At 68.1% G+C, this 16,300-nt stretch carries 16 protein-coding genes; 15 read left to right on the top strand and 1 reads right to left on the bottom strand.

All coding sequences use genetic code 11. From position 1 onward, the window contains the following. Positions 1 to 19: 19 nt before the first annotated feature. The 5 genes from ACQKDV_RS01230 to thrC all read left to right on the top strand — a co-directional run bounded on the left by ACQKDV_RS01230 (position 20) and on the right by thrC (position 6,062). Positions 20 to 970, top strand: coding sequence for a DMT family transporter (locus ACQKDV_RS01230; RefSeq protein WP_427781974.1), 951 nt, complete (start codon positions 20 to 22; stop codon positions 968 to 970). A gap of 138 nt (positions 971 to 1,108) precedes the next feature. Further along, positions 1,109 to 1,243, top strand: a complete 135-nt coding sequence (locus ACQKDV_RS01225) for a hypothetical protein (protein WP_427781973.1) — start codon at positions 1,109 to 1,111, stop codon at positions 1,241 to 1,243. 84 nt (positions 1,244 to 1,327) lie between these two features. Continuing rightward, positions 1,328 to 3,832: a bifunctional aspartate kinase/homoserine dehydrogenase I gene (thrA, locus tag ACQKDV_RS01220; RefSeq protein ID WP_427781972.1), complete on the top strand. Its 2,505-nt coding sequence runs from the start codon at positions 1,328 to 1,330 to the stop codon at positions 3,830 to 3,832. Then, the gene (locus ACQKDV_RS01215; protein WP_427781971.1) at positions 3,829 to 4,743 is read left to right on the top strand and encodes a homoserine kinase; all 915 of its coding nucleotides are present in this window, start codon (positions 3,829 to 3,831) and stop codon (positions 4,741 to 4,743) included. The genes thrA and ACQKDV_RS01215 overlap by 4 nt, the downstream gene beginning before the upstream one ends. A 29-nt stretch (positions 4,744 to 4,772) precedes the next feature. Further along, complete coding sequence (thrC, locus tag ACQKDV_RS01210; protein ID WP_427781970.1) at positions 4,773 to 6,062, top strand: threonine synthase; 1,290 nt, start codon at positions 4,773 to 4,775, stop codon at positions 6,060 to 6,062. 106 nt (positions 6,063 to 6,168) lie between these two features. Here thrC and ACQKDV_RS01205 read toward each other — a convergent pair whose 3' ends face one another. Then, a complete protein-coding gene (locus ACQKDV_RS01205; RefSeq protein ID WP_427781969.1) occupies positions 6,169 to 6,921 on the bottom strand; it encodes a Crp/Fnr family transcriptional regulator in 753 nt (250 codons plus the stop codon). A gap of 140 nt (positions 6,922 to 7,061) precedes the next feature. Here ACQKDV_RS01205 and hisS point away from each other — a divergent pair, with 140 nt between their 5' ends. The 10 genes from hisS to hisIE all read left to right on the top strand — a co-directional run bounded on the left by hisS (position 7,062) and on the right by hisIE (position 16,281). Beyond that, positions 7,062 to 8,456: a histidine--tRNA ligase gene (gene hisS / locus ACQKDV_RS01200; protein WP_427781968.1), complete on the top strand. Its 1,395-nt coding sequence runs from the start codon at positions 7,062 to 7,064 to the stop codon at positions 8,454 to 8,456. Between the two features lie 407 nt (positions 8,457 to 8,863). After that, positions 8,864 to 9,172: a YerC/YecD family TrpR-related protein gene (locus ACQKDV_RS01195; protein ID WP_427781967.1), complete on the top strand. Its 309-nt coding sequence runs from the start codon at positions 8,864 to 8,866 to the stop codon at positions 9,170 to 9,172. A gap of 34 nt (positions 9,173 to 9,206) precedes the next feature. Further along, complete coding sequence (gene hisG / locus ACQKDV_RS01190; protein ID WP_427781966.1) at positions 9,207 to 10,118, top strand: ATP phosphoribosyltransferase; 912 nt, start codon at positions 9,207 to 9,209, stop codon at positions 10,116 to 10,118. Then, on the top strand, positions 10,115 to 11,410 hold the full coding sequence (hisD, locus tag ACQKDV_RS01185; RefSeq protein WP_427781965.1) for a histidinol dehydrogenase: 1,296 nt from the start codon (positions 10,115 to 10,117) through the stop codon (positions 11,408 to 11,410). The genes hisG and hisD overlap by 4 nt, the downstream gene beginning before the upstream one ends. Beyond that, positions 11,407 to 12,501 (top strand): histidinol-phosphate transaminase, encoded by a 1,095-nt coding sequence (hisC, locus tag ACQKDV_RS01180; protein WP_427781964.1) that lies wholly within the window; start codon positions 11,407 to 11,409, stop codon positions 12,499 to 12,501. Before hisD ends, hisC begins: the two co-directional genes overlap by 4 nt. Further along, entirely contained in the window at positions 12,498 to 13,571 is a 1,074-nt protein-coding gene (gene hisB / locus ACQKDV_RS01175; protein ID WP_427781963.1) for a bifunctional histidinol-phosphatase/imidazoleglycerol-phosphate dehydratase HisB, read from the top strand. The genes hisC and hisB overlap by 4 nt, the downstream gene beginning before the upstream one ends. Beyond that, positions 13,568 to 14,170, top strand: coding sequence for an imidazole glycerol phosphate synthase subunit HisH (gene hisH / locus ACQKDV_RS01170; protein ID WP_427781962.1), 603 nt, complete (start codon positions 13,568 to 13,570; stop codon positions 14,168 to 14,170). The genes hisB and hisH overlap by 4 nt, the downstream gene beginning before the upstream one ends. Continuing rightward, a complete protein-coding gene (gene hisA, locus ACQKDV_RS01165; RefSeq protein ID WP_427781961.1) occupies positions 14,167 to 14,901 on the top strand; it encodes a 1-(5-phosphoribosyl)-5-[(5-phosphoribosylamino)methylideneamino]imidazole-4-carboxamide isomerase in 735 nt (244 codons plus the stop codon). The genes hisH and hisA overlap by 4 nt, the downstream gene beginning before the upstream one ends. Continuing rightward, entirely contained in the window at positions 14,895 to 15,671 is a 777-nt protein-coding gene (gene hisF, locus ACQKDV_RS01160; RefSeq protein WP_427781960.1) for an imidazole glycerol phosphate synthase subunit HisF, read from the top strand. The genes hisA and hisF overlap by 7 nt, the downstream gene beginning before the upstream one ends. After that, positions 15,661 to 16,281, top strand: coding sequence for a bifunctional phosphoribosyl-AMP cyclohydrolase/phosphoribosyl-ATP diphosphatase HisIE (gene hisIE, locus ACQKDV_RS01155; protein ID WP_427781959.1), 621 nt, complete (start codon positions 15,661 to 15,663; stop codon positions 16,279 to 16,281). Before hisF ends, hisIE begins: the two co-directional genes overlap by 11 nt. The last annotated feature ends 19 nt before the right edge of the window (positions 16,282 to 16,300 follow it).

The raw sequence follows: 16,300 nt of genomic DNA, 5'->3' as shown, positions 1-16,300 counted from the left end.
CTCTGCCGAACTCCGTGACATGCGCAACAATCCGATGGCCCTGGGCATCGCCAATGGCGTTGCCGCGGGTGCGCTCTGGGGCGTGGTCTTCCTCGCGCCCGCCGTGCTGCATTCCTTCAATGCGCTGCAGTTGTCCGCAGGCCGCTATCTGGTTTACGGCTTGATTGCCGTGCTACTGCTGCTGCCGCGCTGGAAGCGGCTGGCGCCGACGCTGGGGCGTGCGGAATGGTTCGGCCTGTTGTGGCTCAGCCTGGCCGGCAACCTGGTGTACTTCCTGCTGCTGGCCACGGCGGTGCAGGGGGCTGGCGGTGCGGCGGCCTCGCTCATCGTGGGTCTCATCCCGGTGGTGGTTACGCTTGTGGGGGTGCGCGAGGAGGGCGCGGTGCCGCTGAAGACACTGCTGCCGGCATTGGGGCTCTGCGTGCTGGGGGTCGCCCTGGTCGGCTGGGAATCGTTGATGTCCGAGCACTTGGTTACGCCCTGGCGGCAGCGCCTGATCGGCCTGCTGTGTGCGTTTGGTGCGTTGTTGTCGTGGGCGCTCTATTCGGTGGGCAACAGCCGTTGGCTGGCCCGGCGTACCGATATCTCCAGCCATGACTGGTCGCTGCTGACCGGGGTGACCACGGGTGGATTGTCGCTGCTGCTGGTGCCGCTGGCTTTCATCGGGCAGAGCACCGGCCACACGCCGGCGCAGTGGAGCCTGTTCTGGGCAGTCAGTGCTGGCGTTGCAGTCGTCGCTTCGATCATCGGCAACGCGTTCTGGAACCGCGCAAGCCGCCTGCTGCCGTTGACCCTGACCGGGCAGATGATCGTGTTCGAAACGCTGTTTGCGCTGCTGTACGCGTTCGCGTGGCAGTGGCGTTGGCCAAGCCTGCTGGAGGCGCTGGCGATTGTCTTCCTCGTGGCGGGTGTGCTGCTGTGCGCGCACGCCCACCGCGCCCCGCGCGCGATCGCCGAACATGCCGGCTGATTGCCGGCCTCAAGCGTGCTGATGCGTTCTTTGTCTCAATTGCAACCATATAACGGCACGTTGGGCGATGATCGGCGCAGGAGATTTTTGCATCGCAGCACTTGACAGCCGCCCGGCGTACGGTGTTTTCTGTGCGCCATGGTCTTCGATGCCGCCCTCGCCAACCTGACTGCCCCCGCATGCGCGGACGGGTCGACTGCGCCGGTCGCCATCACCACCATTATTACCACCACCGCCACCACTGCCCTGGTGCGGCCCGTCGTCTTCGTGTAACTCCCGAAAACAACGGCCCCGCACCATCCAGGTGACGGGGAAACCCTCCACCTGCATGCGACGGGGCCTCCTACCGAGGTCTGCATGTCTTCCCACGCCCCCGCCCATCCTGCTGCCCCGGTCGATCTGGCCGCGCCGTCCACCGTCGTCCACAAGTTCGGCGGCACGTCGGTGGCCAATGCCGAACGCTACCGGCATGTGGCCGGCCTGCTCTTGGCCCGGCCCGAGTCGCTGCAGGTCACCGTCGTTTCGGCGATGAAGGGCGTCACCGATGCGCTCATCGAACTGGCGCAGCTGGCGGCGAGGGGCGATGCGGGCTGGCGCGAGGCCTGGCACGCGCTGCGCGCGCGCCATCGCGGCGCAGCCGTGGCCCTGCTCGGCGAGCAGGTGGGCGAGACCGTGGAATGGATCGACGTGCGCTTCGACCACCTGGCCGAAGTGCTGGGCGCGCTGGCCGTGATTGGTGAACTGCCGCGCGAGGTACTGGACCGCGTGCAGGGGCTGGGCGAAGTGTTCTCCGCACAGCTGCTGGGCATGCACCTGCAGGCGCTCGGCGAGGCGTGCGCGGTGCTCGATGCCCGTGACGTGCTGGTGGTGGGCCACGGCGAACTGGGCGTGGACGTGGACTGGGAGGCCAGTGCTGATCGCTTGGCCAAATGGCGCCTGCAGCACCCGCAGCCGCGGGTGGTCGCCACCGGTTTTGTCGCTCGTGACCGTGAGGATCGCATCACCACGCTGGGCCGCAATGGCAGCGACTATTCCGGCGCGATCTTCGCTGCGCTGTTCAACGCCGACGAACTGCATATCTGGACCGACGTCGATGGCGTGTTGTCGGCCGATCCGCGGCTGGTCCCCGAAGCCGTGCAACTGGACGCGCTGAGCTACGACGAGGCCTGCGAACTGGCGTACTTTGGCGCCAAGGTGGTGCATCCGCAGACGATGTCGCCGGCCATCCGCCTCGGCCTGCCGATCTTCATCCGCAACACCTTCCATCCGGCGCATCCGGGCACGCGCATCAGCGCCGAGCGCTCGCCGCGCGGACCGGTGAAAGGCCTGACCCTGAGCCCCGACCTGGCGCTGCTGAATCTGGAAGGCACCGGCCTGATGGGCGTGCCGGGTACGGCCGAGCGCGTGTTCTCGGCGCTGCGCCAGGCGCAGGTATCGGTGGTGATGATCTCGCAGGGTTCCTCCGAGCACTCGATCTGCTGCGTGGTACGGGTCGGTGAGGCCGCGCGCGGGCGTGAGGCGCTGCTGCACGCCTTCGCCCATGAACTGGCTGTGGGCCAGGTGCAGCGGGTGCAGGTGGGCGAGGGGGTCAGCGTGCTGGCGGCGGTGGGTGACGGCATGGCCGGCCAGCCTGGCGTGGCCGCGCGTCTGTTCGAGGCCCTGGGCCGGGCACAGGTGAACATCCTGGCGATTGCACAGGGCTCGTCGGAGCGCAACATCTCGGTGGCCATCGCCAGCGCTGATGCAACGCGCGCCCTGCGTGCGGCGCACGCCGGTTTCTGGCTGTCGCCACAGACCTTTGCCGTGGGCGTGATCGGGCCGGGCAATGTGGGTGCGGCGCTGCTTGACCAGTTGCTCGCTGCGCGACCGCAACTGCTGGCCAAGGCCAACGTCGATCTGCGCCTGCGTGCACTGGCCTCGCGCTCGCGCATGCGCCTGGAAGCCGACGTTCTGCACGCCGATTGGCGGCAGGCGCTGCACGGCGATGGCCAGGCCAGTGACCTGGACGCCTTCACCGAACACCTGCTGGCTGCGCACCTGCCGCACGCAGTCGTGATCGATTGCAGCGGCAGCGCCGACGTTGCCGAGCGCTACGAGGGGTGGCTGGCCGCTGGCATCCATGTGGTCACCCCGAACAAACAGGCCGGTGCAGGCCCGCTGCCGCGTTACCAGCGCATCCGCGCTGCCGCGGCCGCCAGTGGCGCACGCTTCCGATACGAGGCGACGGTGGGCGCCGGGCTGCCGGTGATCACCACGCTGCGCGACCTGGTCGACACCGGTGATGAGGTGCTGGCGGTGGAAGGCATCTTCTCCGGCACGCTGGCGTGGCTGTTCAACCGCTTCGATGGCAGCCAGCCCTTTTCCGAGCTGGTCGCACAGGCACGTTCGATGGGCTATACCGAGCCCGATCCGCGCGACGACCTGTCCGGCGTGGACGTGGCCCGCAAGCTGGTGATCCTCGCCCGGGAGGCCGGCCATGCATTGAGCCTGGAACAGGTGCAGGTGGAAAGCCTGGTGCCGGCGCTGCTGCGCGACGGCAGCGTGGACGACTTCATGGCCCGGCTGGGTGAATCCGATGCCGGCCTGCTGCAGCGTCTGCAGGATGCGCGGGCACGTGGCGCGGTCCTGCGCTATGTGGCCGCGCTCGGTGCCGATGGCGCCTCGGTGGGCCTGCAGGAGCTGCCTGCCGATCACACCTTCGCCAACCTGCGCCTGACCGACAATGTCGTGCAGTTCCGTACACGCCGTTACTGCGACAACCCGCTGGTGGTGCAGGGCCCGGGCGCCGGGCCGGAAGTCACCGCCGCCGGTGTGTTCGCCGATCTGCTGCGGGTGGCGGCCGGCGAAGGAGCGCGGCTGTGATTGCACGTGCGTTTGCCCCCGCTTCGGTCGCCAATGTGGCGGTGGGCTTCGATATTCTCGGCCATGCCATTGCCGGTATCGGCGATACGGTGACGGTGCGTCGCATTGACGAACCGACCGTCCGCATTGATGCCATCCGTGGCAGTGCGGTCGAGCTGCCGCTGGATGCGCCGGGCAATACCGCCGGGGCTGCATTGATCTCGCTGCGGGAAGGCCTCGGGCTTGCGCATGGTTTTGCCATCGAGATCGACAAGGGCATTCCGTTCGGCTCAGGCATGGGCGGTTCAGCGGCCTCCTGCGTGGCTGCGCTGGTAGCTGCCAACGCACTGCTGGACACGCCGCTGCCGCGCGAGGCGCTGTATCGGCATGCGCTGGATGGCGAGGCGGTGGCCAGCGGCGGTCGGCACGGTGACAACGTGGGGCCGCTGCTGCTGGGTGGACTGGCGCTGTGCACGTCCGATCGTCTGTTGCCCATTCCGGTGCCGGCCACCTGGCACAGCCTGCTGGTGCATCCGCATGCGGTGCTGGAAACGCGGCGCGCGCGCCAGGCCCTGCAGGGCAGCTATGCGCTGGGCGAGTTCGTCGCGCAGAGTGCCAACCTCGCCCTGGTGCTCAGTGGCTGCCATCGCAGCGACGCGGCGCTGGTGCGTGCCGGCCTGCGTGATGTGCTGGTGGAGCCGCGCCGCGCCGCGTTGATCGCTGGCTTCGATGCAGCCCGCGATGCCGCGTTGGCCGCCAATGCGATGGGTGCAGGCATTTCCGGTGCCGGCCCCAGCGTATTTGCCTGGTTTGAAGACGCCGGCCAGGCCCATGCCGCTGCGGCGCCGGTGCGCGCGGCCTTCGCTGCGGCCGGTTTCGACAGTGATGCCTGGGTCTCGCCGCTGGATGCTCCGGGAGCGCAGCTGTGCTGAACCTTTCCCCCTTGCTGGATACCCACCCCATGCAATTTGTTTCGACGCGCGGCCACGCACCTGCTGCTGGTCTCAGTGCCGCCATTGCCGCCGGACTGGCGCCCGATGGCGGCTTGTACGTGCCCGACGTGCTGCCTGCGCCGCGCGAACTGCACGCGGGCGCCACCCTGGCCGACACCGCTGCCGAGCTGCTGGCACCGTTCTTCGAAGGCGACCCGCTGCAGGACGCGCTGCCCGCCATCTGCCGCGAGGCCTTCAATTTCCCGGTGCCGCTGCGCCCGCTCGGTCGCGACGGCGACCATGTGCTGGAACTGTTCCACGGCCCGACCGCCGCCTTCAAGGATATCGGTGCGCGCTTCCTGGCCGGCACGCTGTCGCGCCTGCAGACGGGCAAAGCGCGTGATCTGACCATCGTCGTGGCCACCTCGGGCGATACCGGCGCCGCCGTGGCCGCCGCTTTCCATCGCCAACCCGGCGTGCGCGTGGTCGTGCTCTATCCGGATGGCCGCGTTTCACCGCGCCAGGCGCATCAATTGGGATGCTTCGGCGACAACATCCAGGCGCTGCGGGTGGCCGGCTCGTTCGATGACTGCCAGGCGATGGTCAAACAGGCGCTGGGCGATATCGCGCTGCAGGCGCAGGTGCCGCTGAGTTCGGCCAACAGCATCAGCCTGGGTCGGCTGCTGCCGCAGATGAGCTATTACGCGCATGCGGCGCTGACCCATCGCGACCGAACCCGGCGTCGTCTCAACCTGGTGGTGCCGACCGGAAACCTTGGCAACGCCATGGCAGCTGTACTCGCGCGCGCGCTGGGGGTGCCGATCGGGCAGATCGTGCTGGCGACCAATGCCAATGCGGTGCTGCCGGCGTACTTCAACGGTGGTGCGTACCAGCCGCAGGCCAGCGTGGCCACGGTGGCCAATGCGATGGATGTGGGGGCACCCAGCAACTTCGAGCGCCTGCGCTGGCTGTATGCCAGAGATGATGCCGAGCTGCGCGCCGCGTTCCGTGCGTTCGCGGTGGATGATGTGACCATCCGCGCGACGATTGCCAGTGCGCATGCCAGCAGTGGAGAGGTGTTCTGCCCCCACACTGCCACCGCGGTAAAGGTGCTGCAGGATCTGCGCGCGCGCGGGGCCAAGGGAGACTGGGCGGTGGTGTCCACCGCGCACCCGGCCAAGTTCGAGGCGGTGGTGGAACCGTTGATCGGCGAGCCTGTGGCCGTGCCGCCGGCGCTGGAGTCGCTGCTGCAGCGTCCGGCACATGCCGAGCCGCTGGCCGCCGACTATGCCGCGTTGCGTGAGGTGTTGCTGCGCTGACGGTAGATCCACGCCATGCGTGGATGAATCGCCGGCCAGCGGCCGGCACTACCAGTTGCAGATCGGACGGGTAGCGCCGGGCCATGCCCGGCGAGCACAGCGGCGGTCAGGTCAACCCTTCGCCCGCCAGTTCGCGCAGCCCTTCCTCGTTGAGGATTTCCACCACGTTCAGATGCGGCAGGGCAATCAGGCCCTGCTGCCGCAGCTTGGTGAAGGTGCGGCTGACCGTTTCCATCGTCAGGCCCAGGTGGTCGGCGATATCGCCGCGGCCCATCGGCAGCGACACGCGCAGGCCATCGCCACCCAGCCGGGCCTCGCGTGCGGCCAGGCGCAACAGGAAGTCGGCCAGCTTTTCCGCCGGTTGCAGGCGGGCCAGGGACAGTGCGGCATCCTGCGCGGCATCCAGTTCCTGGCAGGCGCGCTGCAGCAGCTTGCGCTCCAGGTGCGGGTAGCGGCCGCGCAGCGCCTTCATCTGCGGCAGGCTCACGCGGCAGACGCGGCTGTCGGCGATGGCCTCGATATCGTGGCGATGATGGTCACTGCCGCTCAGGCCCAGGTAATCGCCGGGCAGGACGAAGCCGTAGATCTGGCGCCGGCCATCGGCAAGCGTGCGCACCAGGCGCAGCGCACCGGCGGTCAACGTGTAGACATGCTGCCGTTCCTCGCCGGTGCGGGCCAGGGTGCTGCCCATGCCCACCTGCTGCGGCACCGTCACCTGTTCCAGCGCCTGTACTTCATCGGGTGACAGCGCAGAGCAGACCGCCAGGTGGCGGACCGAGCAGTGCAGGCAGTCCAGCGTGGTACAGGACGGCGCGGCGGATTCGTGGGCGGCGGACGGAGCGCCAGGAGGCCGGGACATGGTGCGGGGGGCGTATCACGGGCGGGGGAGGGCCTTATGATACTTCATGCGGCCTGATGGCCCCTTGTCGGCGCCTGGGCGATGCGGGGCGCTAGAATGTCGCCCCCTCCCACGTTCCCGTTCCTGCAGGAGTTCCGCCCGTGATCAAGCCCCGTACCCCGCCCGGCACCCTTGAACTGTTGCCGCGCGAGCAGATTGCGTTCCAGCGCATGCTGGACGTCATCCGCCGCAACTACGAGCGCTTCGGGTTCCTGCCGGTGGAAACCCCGGTGTTCGAGCTGTCCGACGTGCTGCTGACCAAGTCCGGCGGCGAGACCGAGCGCCAGGTGTATTTCGTGCAGTCCACCGGCGCGCTGGCCAATGCCGCCGAATCGGGTGACCGCTCGCTGCCGGAAATGGCACTGCGCTTCGACCTGACCGTGCCGCTGGCCCGTTACGTGGCCGAACACGAGCACGAGCTGACGTTCCCGTTCCGCCGCTACCAGATGCAGCGTGTGTACCGCGGCGAGCGCGCCCAGCGCGGGCGTTTCCGTGAGTTCTACCAGTGCGATATCGACGTGATCGGCAAGGACAGCCTGAGCGTGCGCTATGACGCCGAAGTGCTGGCCGTCATCCATGCGGTGTTCTCCGAACTGCGCATCGGTGCCTTCAGCATCCAGCTGAACAACCGCAAGCTGATGCGCGGTTTCTTTGAAAGCCTGGGCGTGGCCGAGGGCGAGCGCCAGCTGGCCGTGCTGCGCGAAGTGGACAAGCTGGACAAACGTGGCGCCGATTACGTGCGCGAGACGCTGGTGGGCGAGGGCTTCAACATTCCGGCCGGACAGGTCGAGAAAATCCTGGCGTTCGTTGCTGTGCGCTCCCAGGGCCACCAGGACGCGCTGGCGCAGCTGGCTGCGCTGGAAGCCAGTGCCGCATCGTCGGAGACCCTGCGCGACGGTGTGGCCGAGCTGCGCGAAGTGCTGCAGCTGGTGCAGGCGCTGGGCGTGCCGGAATCGGCGTACTGCCTGAACTTCTCCATCGCCCGCGGCCTGGATTACTACACCGGCACCGTGTACGAGACCACGCTGACCGATCACCCGCAGATCGGTTCGATCTGTTCCGGTGGCCGCTATGAAGACCTGGCCAGCCACTACAGCAAGTCCAAGCTGCCGGGCGTGGGCATCTCCATCGGCCTTTCGCGCCTGTTCTGGCAGCTGCGCGAAGCCGGCCTGATCGACGGCATCGAAGCCAGCAGTGTGCAGGCGCTGGTGGCGCTGATGGACGAGCAGGGCATGGCGCAGTCGCTGGACATCGCCCGCCGCCTGCGCAGCGGTGGCATCAATACCGAAGTGCAGATGGAGCCTAAGAAGATCGGCAAGCAGTTCCAGTACGCGGCCAAGGCCGGCATCCGCTTCGTGGTGCTGGCGGGTGAAGACGAGCTGGCCCGCGGCGTTGTCGCGGTGAAGGATCTGGTGCGCGAGCAGCAGTTCGAAGTGTCCCGCGACGAACTGGCCAGCACCCTGCAGGTCGAGCTGGAGCAGTCGAAGGTGATGTAACGGCCCTGGGCAGCACCCAGAGGTTGAACGAAACGCCCACCACCCGGTGGGCGTTTTCGTTTCCGGGCCCCGTGCCGACCAACGGTCGGCACCCACCAACATCAGCAGATCCCAACAGCAGGTCCCAACAGCTCGCAGGAAACTGTCGAAGGCGGGGTGGCTCCGGTGGCAGGGGTGTGAGCGGCATGGATGCCGCGACCAAGCCCCCATGGACGGGTTAACGGCGTCCCCTGCCACCGGACCCGCCCCGCCCACCCACAGGAAACCAGCTCTTGCTGTTGCTCTGGCTCATAGCGGGTGCAGGGCGCAGCCCTGTAGCACCCCCACCCAATCCTCGATTTGACGCACTGCGCAAGAATGCGCTAATGTACTAGCGCGCTATTACATTGATGCAAGAATTCCGCCCCGTGAAAGCCCGCCCCGACATTGCCGCCAAAGACCCCCAGGCCGACCTCGCGTCCCTGGCCAAGGCCTTTGCCGCCCTGCGCGAACCCGAGCAGGTGCTCGCCTTCCTGCGCGACCTCTGCACCCCGGCCGAGCTGGAAGCCATGGCCGACCGCTGGAAGGTCGTGCCCCTGCTGCAGCAGGGCGTGCCCTACCGCGAGATCCATGAGCGCACCGGCGTCAGCGTGACCACCACCGGACGGGTGGCGCGCACGCTCGAGCATGGTCATCGAGGCTATGCCGCCGCCGTCGACCGCCTTGCTTCGCGCTGATCCGCGCCCCGTACCGAACTTCGAGACCTCCCCCATGAGTGCAACCCAGGCAGCGCCGGCACGTGACCGGCTGCGTATCGCCATCCAGAAGAGCGGCCGTCTGGCCGAACCCGCCCGCAATCTGCTCAGTGCCTGTGGCCTGAGCTGGCGCGAAAGCCGCGACAAGCTGTTCTGCTACGGTGAATCGCTGCCGGTGGATCTGCTGCTGGTGCGCGACGACGACATCCCCGGCCTGATTGCCGACGGGGTCTGCGACCTCGGCATCGTCGGTCGCAACGAACTGGACGAACAGGCCGCCGCGCGCCGCCAGATCGGCCTGGCTGAAGCCTACCAGGCCCTGCGCGGGCTGGGCTTCGGCCAGTGCCGGCTGATGCTGGCCGTGCCGGAGGAGTGGCAGTGGCAGGGCCCGGCGCAGCTGGCCGGGACCCGCATCGCCACCAGCTACCCGGCCATCCTCAAGCAGTGGCTGGCCGAGCAGGACGTGGACGCACAGGTGGTCGAACTCTCCGGCTCGGTGGAAATCGCCCCGCGCCTGGGTACCGCCGACCTGATCTGCGATCTGGTCTCCAGCGGCGCCACCCTGCGCGCCAACCAGCTGACCCCGGTGCACAACCTGCTGGACAGCGAAGCAGTGCTGGCCGGTGCGGTGCGTGTGCCTGACGACGCCCGGGCCGGGCTGCGCAGCATGCTGCTGCGGCGCCTGGATGGCGTGGTGCAGAAGCAGGACCGCAAGCTGCTGATGTTCCGTGCCAGCGAAGACCGCGTGGATGTACTGGCCCAGCTGCTGGCCGATGCCGAGCCGCTGGTGCGTTTGCCTGCCGATGGCGGTGCACTGCGCCTGCAGACCATGTGTCCCGGTCCGCTGACCTGGCAACGCATGGAAGAACTGGAGCGTGCCGGTGCACAGGGTTTGATGGTCCTGAGCGTGGAGCGATCGCTGGCATGAATCGTCTGATCTGGTCAAACCTCGATGAAGCCGCTCGCAGCGCGGCGCTGACCCGCCCGGTGCAGACCGTGGCGCAGCAGACCCGCGATGCCGTGGCCGCGCTGATCGCACAGGTGCGTGCGCAGGGCGATGAGGCGCTGCGCGCGATCACCGCCCGTTTCGACCGCGTCGAACTGTCTTCGTTTGAAGTGAGCGAAGCCGAGTACGCTGCGGCGGAAGCCGCCGTTCCCGCCGAGCTGCGCCAGGCCATGGTCGACGCTGCCGAACGCATCACGCGCTTCCACAAGGCCGGCATGGGGCAGGGTTATGCGGTGGAAACCGCGCCTGGCGTGGTCTGCGAGCGCATGCTGCGCCCGATCGGCCGCGTCGGTCTGTACGTACCAGCGGGCACTGCACCGCTGCCGTCCACCGCATTGATGCTGGGCGTACCGGCACAGCTGGCCGCCTGCCCGCAGGTCGTGCTGTGCACGCCACCACGTGCTGATGGCACGGCCGATCCGGCAGTGCTGGTGGCCGCGCGCCTGACCGGCGTGCAGCGTGTGTTCAAGCTGGGCGGTGCCCAAGCCATCGCCGCGATGGCCTATGGCACGGCCAGCATTCCCGCGTGCGACAAGCTGTTCGGGCCGGGCAACAGTTTCGTCACCGAGGCCAAGCAACAGGTTGCACAGGATGGCGCGGCCGCCATCGACATGCCGGCTGGCCCCTCAGAAGTGCTGGTGATTGCCGATGCGGGCGCCAACCCGGCGTTCGTGGCGGCGGACCTGCTATCGCAGGCCGAGCACGGCCCTGATTCGCAGGTGCTGCTGCTGACCGATGATGCGGCGATGCTGGCCGCCGTGGAAGCAGAAGTGGAGCGCCAGGTCGCGCTGCTGCCGCGGCAGGACATCGCGCGCCAGGCCCTGTCGGCCTCGCGCCTGATCCTGGTGGATGCACTGGATGAAGCCTTCGCGATCAGCAACCGCTACGCGCCCGAGCACCTCATCCTGGCCGTGCGCGAACCGCGTGACTGGCTGGACCAGGTGCAGGCGGCCGGTTCGGTGTTCCTCGGCGATTACACCCCGGAAGCACTGGGCGATTACTGCAGCGGCACCAACCACGTGCTGCCCACCGCGGGTGCCGCGCGCGCCTACAGCGGCGTCAGCGTGGCCAGCTTCCAGAACCTGATCAGCGTGCAGAGCGCCAGCGCCGCCGGCCTGGCTGCCATTGGCGGCTGCGCGCGCATCATCGCCAGTGCCGAAGGCCTGGACGCGCACGAACGCGCGGTGGCCCTGCGCATGGAGGCGGTGGCATGAGCACCGCTATCGATGACGTGCTGGCGCTGGTGCGGCCGGACCTGCAGGCCTTTGCAGGCTACAGCTCGGCGCGCAGTGCAGCGGTGCAGGGCGAGGTCTGGTTGAACGCCAACGAATCGGCCTGGGCCAATCCCGCCGACAGCGCCGGCAGCAGCCGTCGCTACCCCGAACCGCAGCCGGTGGTGCTGCGCGAGGGCCTGGCAGCGCTGTACGGCGTGCAGCCGCAGCAGCTGCTGGTGGGCCGTGGCAGCGACGAGGCGATTGATCTGCTGGTGCGTGCCCTGTGCGTGCCCGGCCGCGACGGCGTGCTGGTCACCTCGCCGGTGTTCGGCATGTATGCAGTCTGCGCACGCCTGCAGGGTGCGCCGTTGATCGACGTGCCGCTGGTGGAGGGCGAGAACGGCTTGGGTGCCGATCTCGACGCGATCATCCGCACGGCACAGGCGCAGGGCGCAAAGCTGGTCTTCCTCTGTGCGCCGTCCAATCCGGCCGGCAGCGATATCGGACTGGCCGATATCAAACGCGTGGCCACCGCACTGCGGGGCCAGGCGCTGGTGGTGGTCGATGAGGCCTATGTCGAGTATGCCCAGCGCGCGTCGGCGACCACGCTGCTGTCCGCGCATGCCAATCTGGCCGTGCTGCGCACGCTGTCCAAGGCGCACGCGCTGGCCGCCGCCCGTATCGGCACGCTCATTGCCGCGCCGGAACTGATCGCGGTGCTGCGCCGTTGCCAGGCGCCGTACCCGGTGCCGACCCCGTGTGCGGAGCTTGCCGTGCAGGCGCTGCAGCCGGCCGCGCTGGCGCGCACCGCCGAGCGGGTGGCCATGGTCATTGCCGAGCGCGAACGCCTGTTCGCCGCGCTGCCCGATCTGCCCGGCGTGCGCCGCGTGTACCGTTCATCCGGTAACTATCTGCTGGTCCGGTTTGCCGATGCACAGGCTGCGTTCGATGCGCTGCTGGCCGCTGGTGTAGTGGTGCGTGACCAGCGTGCCGCGCCGCAGCTGGGCGATGCATTGCGCATCAGCATCGGCAGGCCCGAAGAAAACGACCGCGTACTTGCGGCCCTGTCGGCCCGGAGGGCTGCTGCATGACGCCCATCCTGTTCATCGACCGCGACGGCACTCTCATCGAAGAGCCCGCCGATTTCCAGATCGATGCCTACGAAAAGCTGCGCTTCGTGCCGCAGGTGATTCCGGCGCTGCTGAAACTGCGTGACGCTGGCTACCAGTTCGTCATCGTCAGCAACCAGGACGGCCTGGGCAGCGAGGGCTACCCGCGCGCCAGCTTCGATGGTCCCAACGACCTGATGCTGCAGATCTTCGAAAGCCAGGGCATCGTGTTCCGCGACGTGCTGATCGACTGCAGCTGGCCGCAGGACAATGCGCCCACGCGCAAGCCGGGCATCGGGCTGATGACGGCCTACCTGCAGGACCGCAGCATCGACTGGGCGCGTTCGGGCATGGTCGGCGACCGCATCACCGACCTGCAGTTCGCCCAGAACCTCAACATCCGTGGTTTCCAGCTGCGTACCGAGCAGTTTGGTGGCGAGTGGGACTGGCCGGGCATTGCCCACGTGCTGGCAGATGCACCGCGCACCGCCGTGGTCCAGCGCAACACGAAAGAGACGAAGATCCGCGTTGAACTGGACCTGGACCGTGCAGGCGATTCGCAGATCTCCACCGGTCTGCCGTTCTTCGATCACATGCTGGAGCAGATCGGCAAGCACGGTGGCTTCGTCCTGGACATCCAGGCCGAGGGTGACCTGCACATCGATGAGCACCACACCATCGAAGACACTGGCCTTGCCCTGGGCCAGGCGCTGCGCGAGGCGCTGGGTGACAAGCGCGGCATCGGCCGCTACGGCTTCACCCTGCCGATGGATGAGACCCTGGCCAGTGCTGCGCTGGATTTCAGCGGGCGCCCGTATTTCGTGTTCGAAGGCGAGTTCAAGCGCGAGCGGGTGGGCGATATGCCAACCGAGCTGGTGCCGCACTTCTTCCGTTCGCTGTGCGATGCCGGCGGCCTGAACCTGAACCTGCAGGTGCGCGGCGACAACGACCACCACAAGGTGGAAGCCTGCTTCAAGGCGCTGGCCCGTGCATTGCGCCCGGCACTGGCCCGTCAGGGCACCGCGCTGCCGACCACCAAGGGGGCGCTGTGAGCGAGGTTGCCCTGATCGATGCCGGCGGTGCCAACCTCGGTTCGGTGCGCTATGCGCTGGAACGGCTGGGCGCCACCGTGCGGCTGGTGCGCGATGCTGACGGCCTGGTCGGCGTACAGCGGGTGATCCTGCCCGGCGTCGGCGCTGCGGCACCGGGCATGCAGCGCCTGCATGCGCAGGGGCTGGTTGAGCCACTGCGGCGGCTGGAAGTGCCGCTGATGGGCATCTGCCTGGGCATGCAGCTGCTGTTCGAGCGCTCGGAAGAAGCGGGTGTGGACACCTTGGGCCTGATTCCCGGCGTGGTCCGCAAGCTGGTACCGGCCTGTGGCATCCGCGTGCCGCACATGGGTTGGAACCGGCTGCTGACGCTGCGCCCGTCGCTGCTGCTGCAAGGCGTGCCGGACCGTTCCAGTGCCTATTTCGTGCACAGCTATGCCGCACCGTTGAACACCCACACCGTAGCGGCCTGCGACCACGGTGGCCTGTTCACCGCCGTGATCGAACAAGGGCGCTGCTTCGGCGCCCAGTTCCATCCCGAGCGTTCCGGCGATACCGGCTCGCTGATGCTGCGCAATTTCCTCGAGGGCACTGCTGCATGAGTTTCACCGTCTACCCCGCACTGGATATCCGCGAAGGCCGCGTGGTGCGGCTGCGCCAGGGCGATTACGCGCAGGAAACCTCCTACGGCGACGACCCGCTGCCGCGCGCGCAGGCCTTCGCCGCGCAGGGCGCGCAGTGGATGCACCTGGTGGACCTTGATGCCGCCCGTGCCGGTGGCTACACCCTGGCGCCGTTGCTGGCGTCGATCCGCCAGCACACCCCGCTGCAGGTGCAGACCGGCGGCGGTGTACGCGGCCGTGATGATGTGGCGCGCATCCTGGATGCCGGTGCCAACCGCGTGGTGGTCGGCTCGCTGGCTGTGCGCCGCCCGGACGAAGTACTGGGCTGGCTGGATGAATTCGGTGCCGGACGCATCACCATCGCCCTCGATGCCCGCCAGGACGTACGGGGCCAGTGGCAACTGCCGGTGCACGGCTGGACCGAGAATGCCGGCGTAACCTTGGACAACCTGGCCCAGCGCTATGCGCGCGCCGGCATGCGTCACCTGCTGTGCACCGACATTGCCCGCGACGGCATGCTGGCCGGCCCCAACATCAGCCTGTACACGCATCTGTCGGCCTTGCTGCCGGGCGTGGCGGTGCAGGCCTCCGGCGGCATCCGCAACGTGGCCGATGTGGCCGGAGCGCGTGCGGCCGGCTGCGGCGGTGCCATCCTTGGCAAGGCGCTGCTGGAGCAGCGCATGGACCTGGGCGAGGCACTGGCATGTTGAGCCGCCGCATCATCCCTTGCCTGGATGTACGCGATGGCCGCGTGGTCAAGGGCATACGCTTCCGCGACCACGTCGACATGGGCGACATTGCGGAGTTGGCCCAGCGCTATCGCGACCAGGGCGCCGACGAGCTGGTGTTCTATGACATCGGTGCCAGCCCCGAGGCCCGTTCCGTGGACGTGGCCTGGATAGAGCGCATCGCCCGGTTGATCGATATTCCGTTCTGCGTCGCCGGTGGCATCGACAGCGTCGAGACCGCGCGCCGGGTGCTGTTTGCCGGTGCGGACAAGGTGTCGATCAATTCGCCCGCGCTGGGCCGCCCCGAACTGATCACCGAGCTGGCCGAGGAATTCGGCGTGCAGTGCGTGGTGGTGGGCGTCGATTCGGTGCGCGAGGAGGATGGTCAGTGGCGGGTGCGCCGTTTTACCGGTGATCCCGGCAAGACCCAGGCGGTGCCGCTGCGCACGTTGGACTGGATCATCGAAGCGCAGCACCGCGGTGCCGGCGAGATCGTGCTGAACTGCATGGACAGCGATGGTGTGCGCCGTGGCTACGATGTGCAGCAGCTGCGCCAGGCGCGCGACGTGTGCAACGTGCCGCTCATCGCCTCTGGCGGTGCCGGTGCAATGGAACATTTTTTCCAGGCCTTCGACCAGGCCGATGTGGACGGGGCGCTGGCCGCCAGCGTGTTCCACAGCGGTGCCATCGCCATTGCCGATTTGAAGCGCTACCTGCGCGAACAGCAGATCGAGGTTCGAGATGTCTATTGAAGTACGCCCGTCGCCGCAGGCGCTGGAATCGCTGGACTGGGCAAAGGGCGATGGCCTGCTGCCGGCCGTGGTGCAGGATGCCGACACCCTGCAGGTGCTGATGCTGGGCTATGTCAACGCCGAGTCGCTGCACATCACCCAGGTGACCGGGCACATGACGTTCTACAGCCGCAGCAAGCAGCGCCTGTGGACCAAGGGCGAGCAGTCCGGCCACGTGCTGGCGGTGCAGTCGATCAGCGTGGATTGCGATGCCGACACCGTACTGGTGCTGGCGCGGCCCGCCGGTCCGACCTGCCATACTGGTGCCGAGAGCTGCTTCGACGGTGCGCCGAAGGATTTCCTGGGTGGGCTGGGCCAGCTGGTGGCCGTGCGTGAGGCGCAGCGCCCCCCCGGCAGCTACACCACGTCGCTGTTCGAAGGCGGTATCCGCCGCATTGCGCAGAAGGTGGGCGAGGAGGGCGTGGAGACCGCGCTGGCGGCCGTCGCCCAGGATGATGCGGCCCTGCTGGGCGAGTCCGCCGATCTGCTGTATCACCTGCTGGTGCTGCTGCGCGCACGCGGGCTGTCGCTGCAGGACGCCCGCGATGTGCTGGAAATGCGCCACCGTTGAACAAGGTGTGCGGACCAAC

This window comes from Stenotrophomonas sp. NPDC077659 (genome assembly GCF_050268705.1).
Taxonomy (GTDB): Bacteria; Pseudomonadota; Gammaproteobacteria; order Xanthomonadales; family Xanthomonadaceae; genus Stenotrophomonas.
Note: the sequence above shows the minus strand (reverse complement) of the source record. Positions and strands in the feature narration are given on the sequence as shown.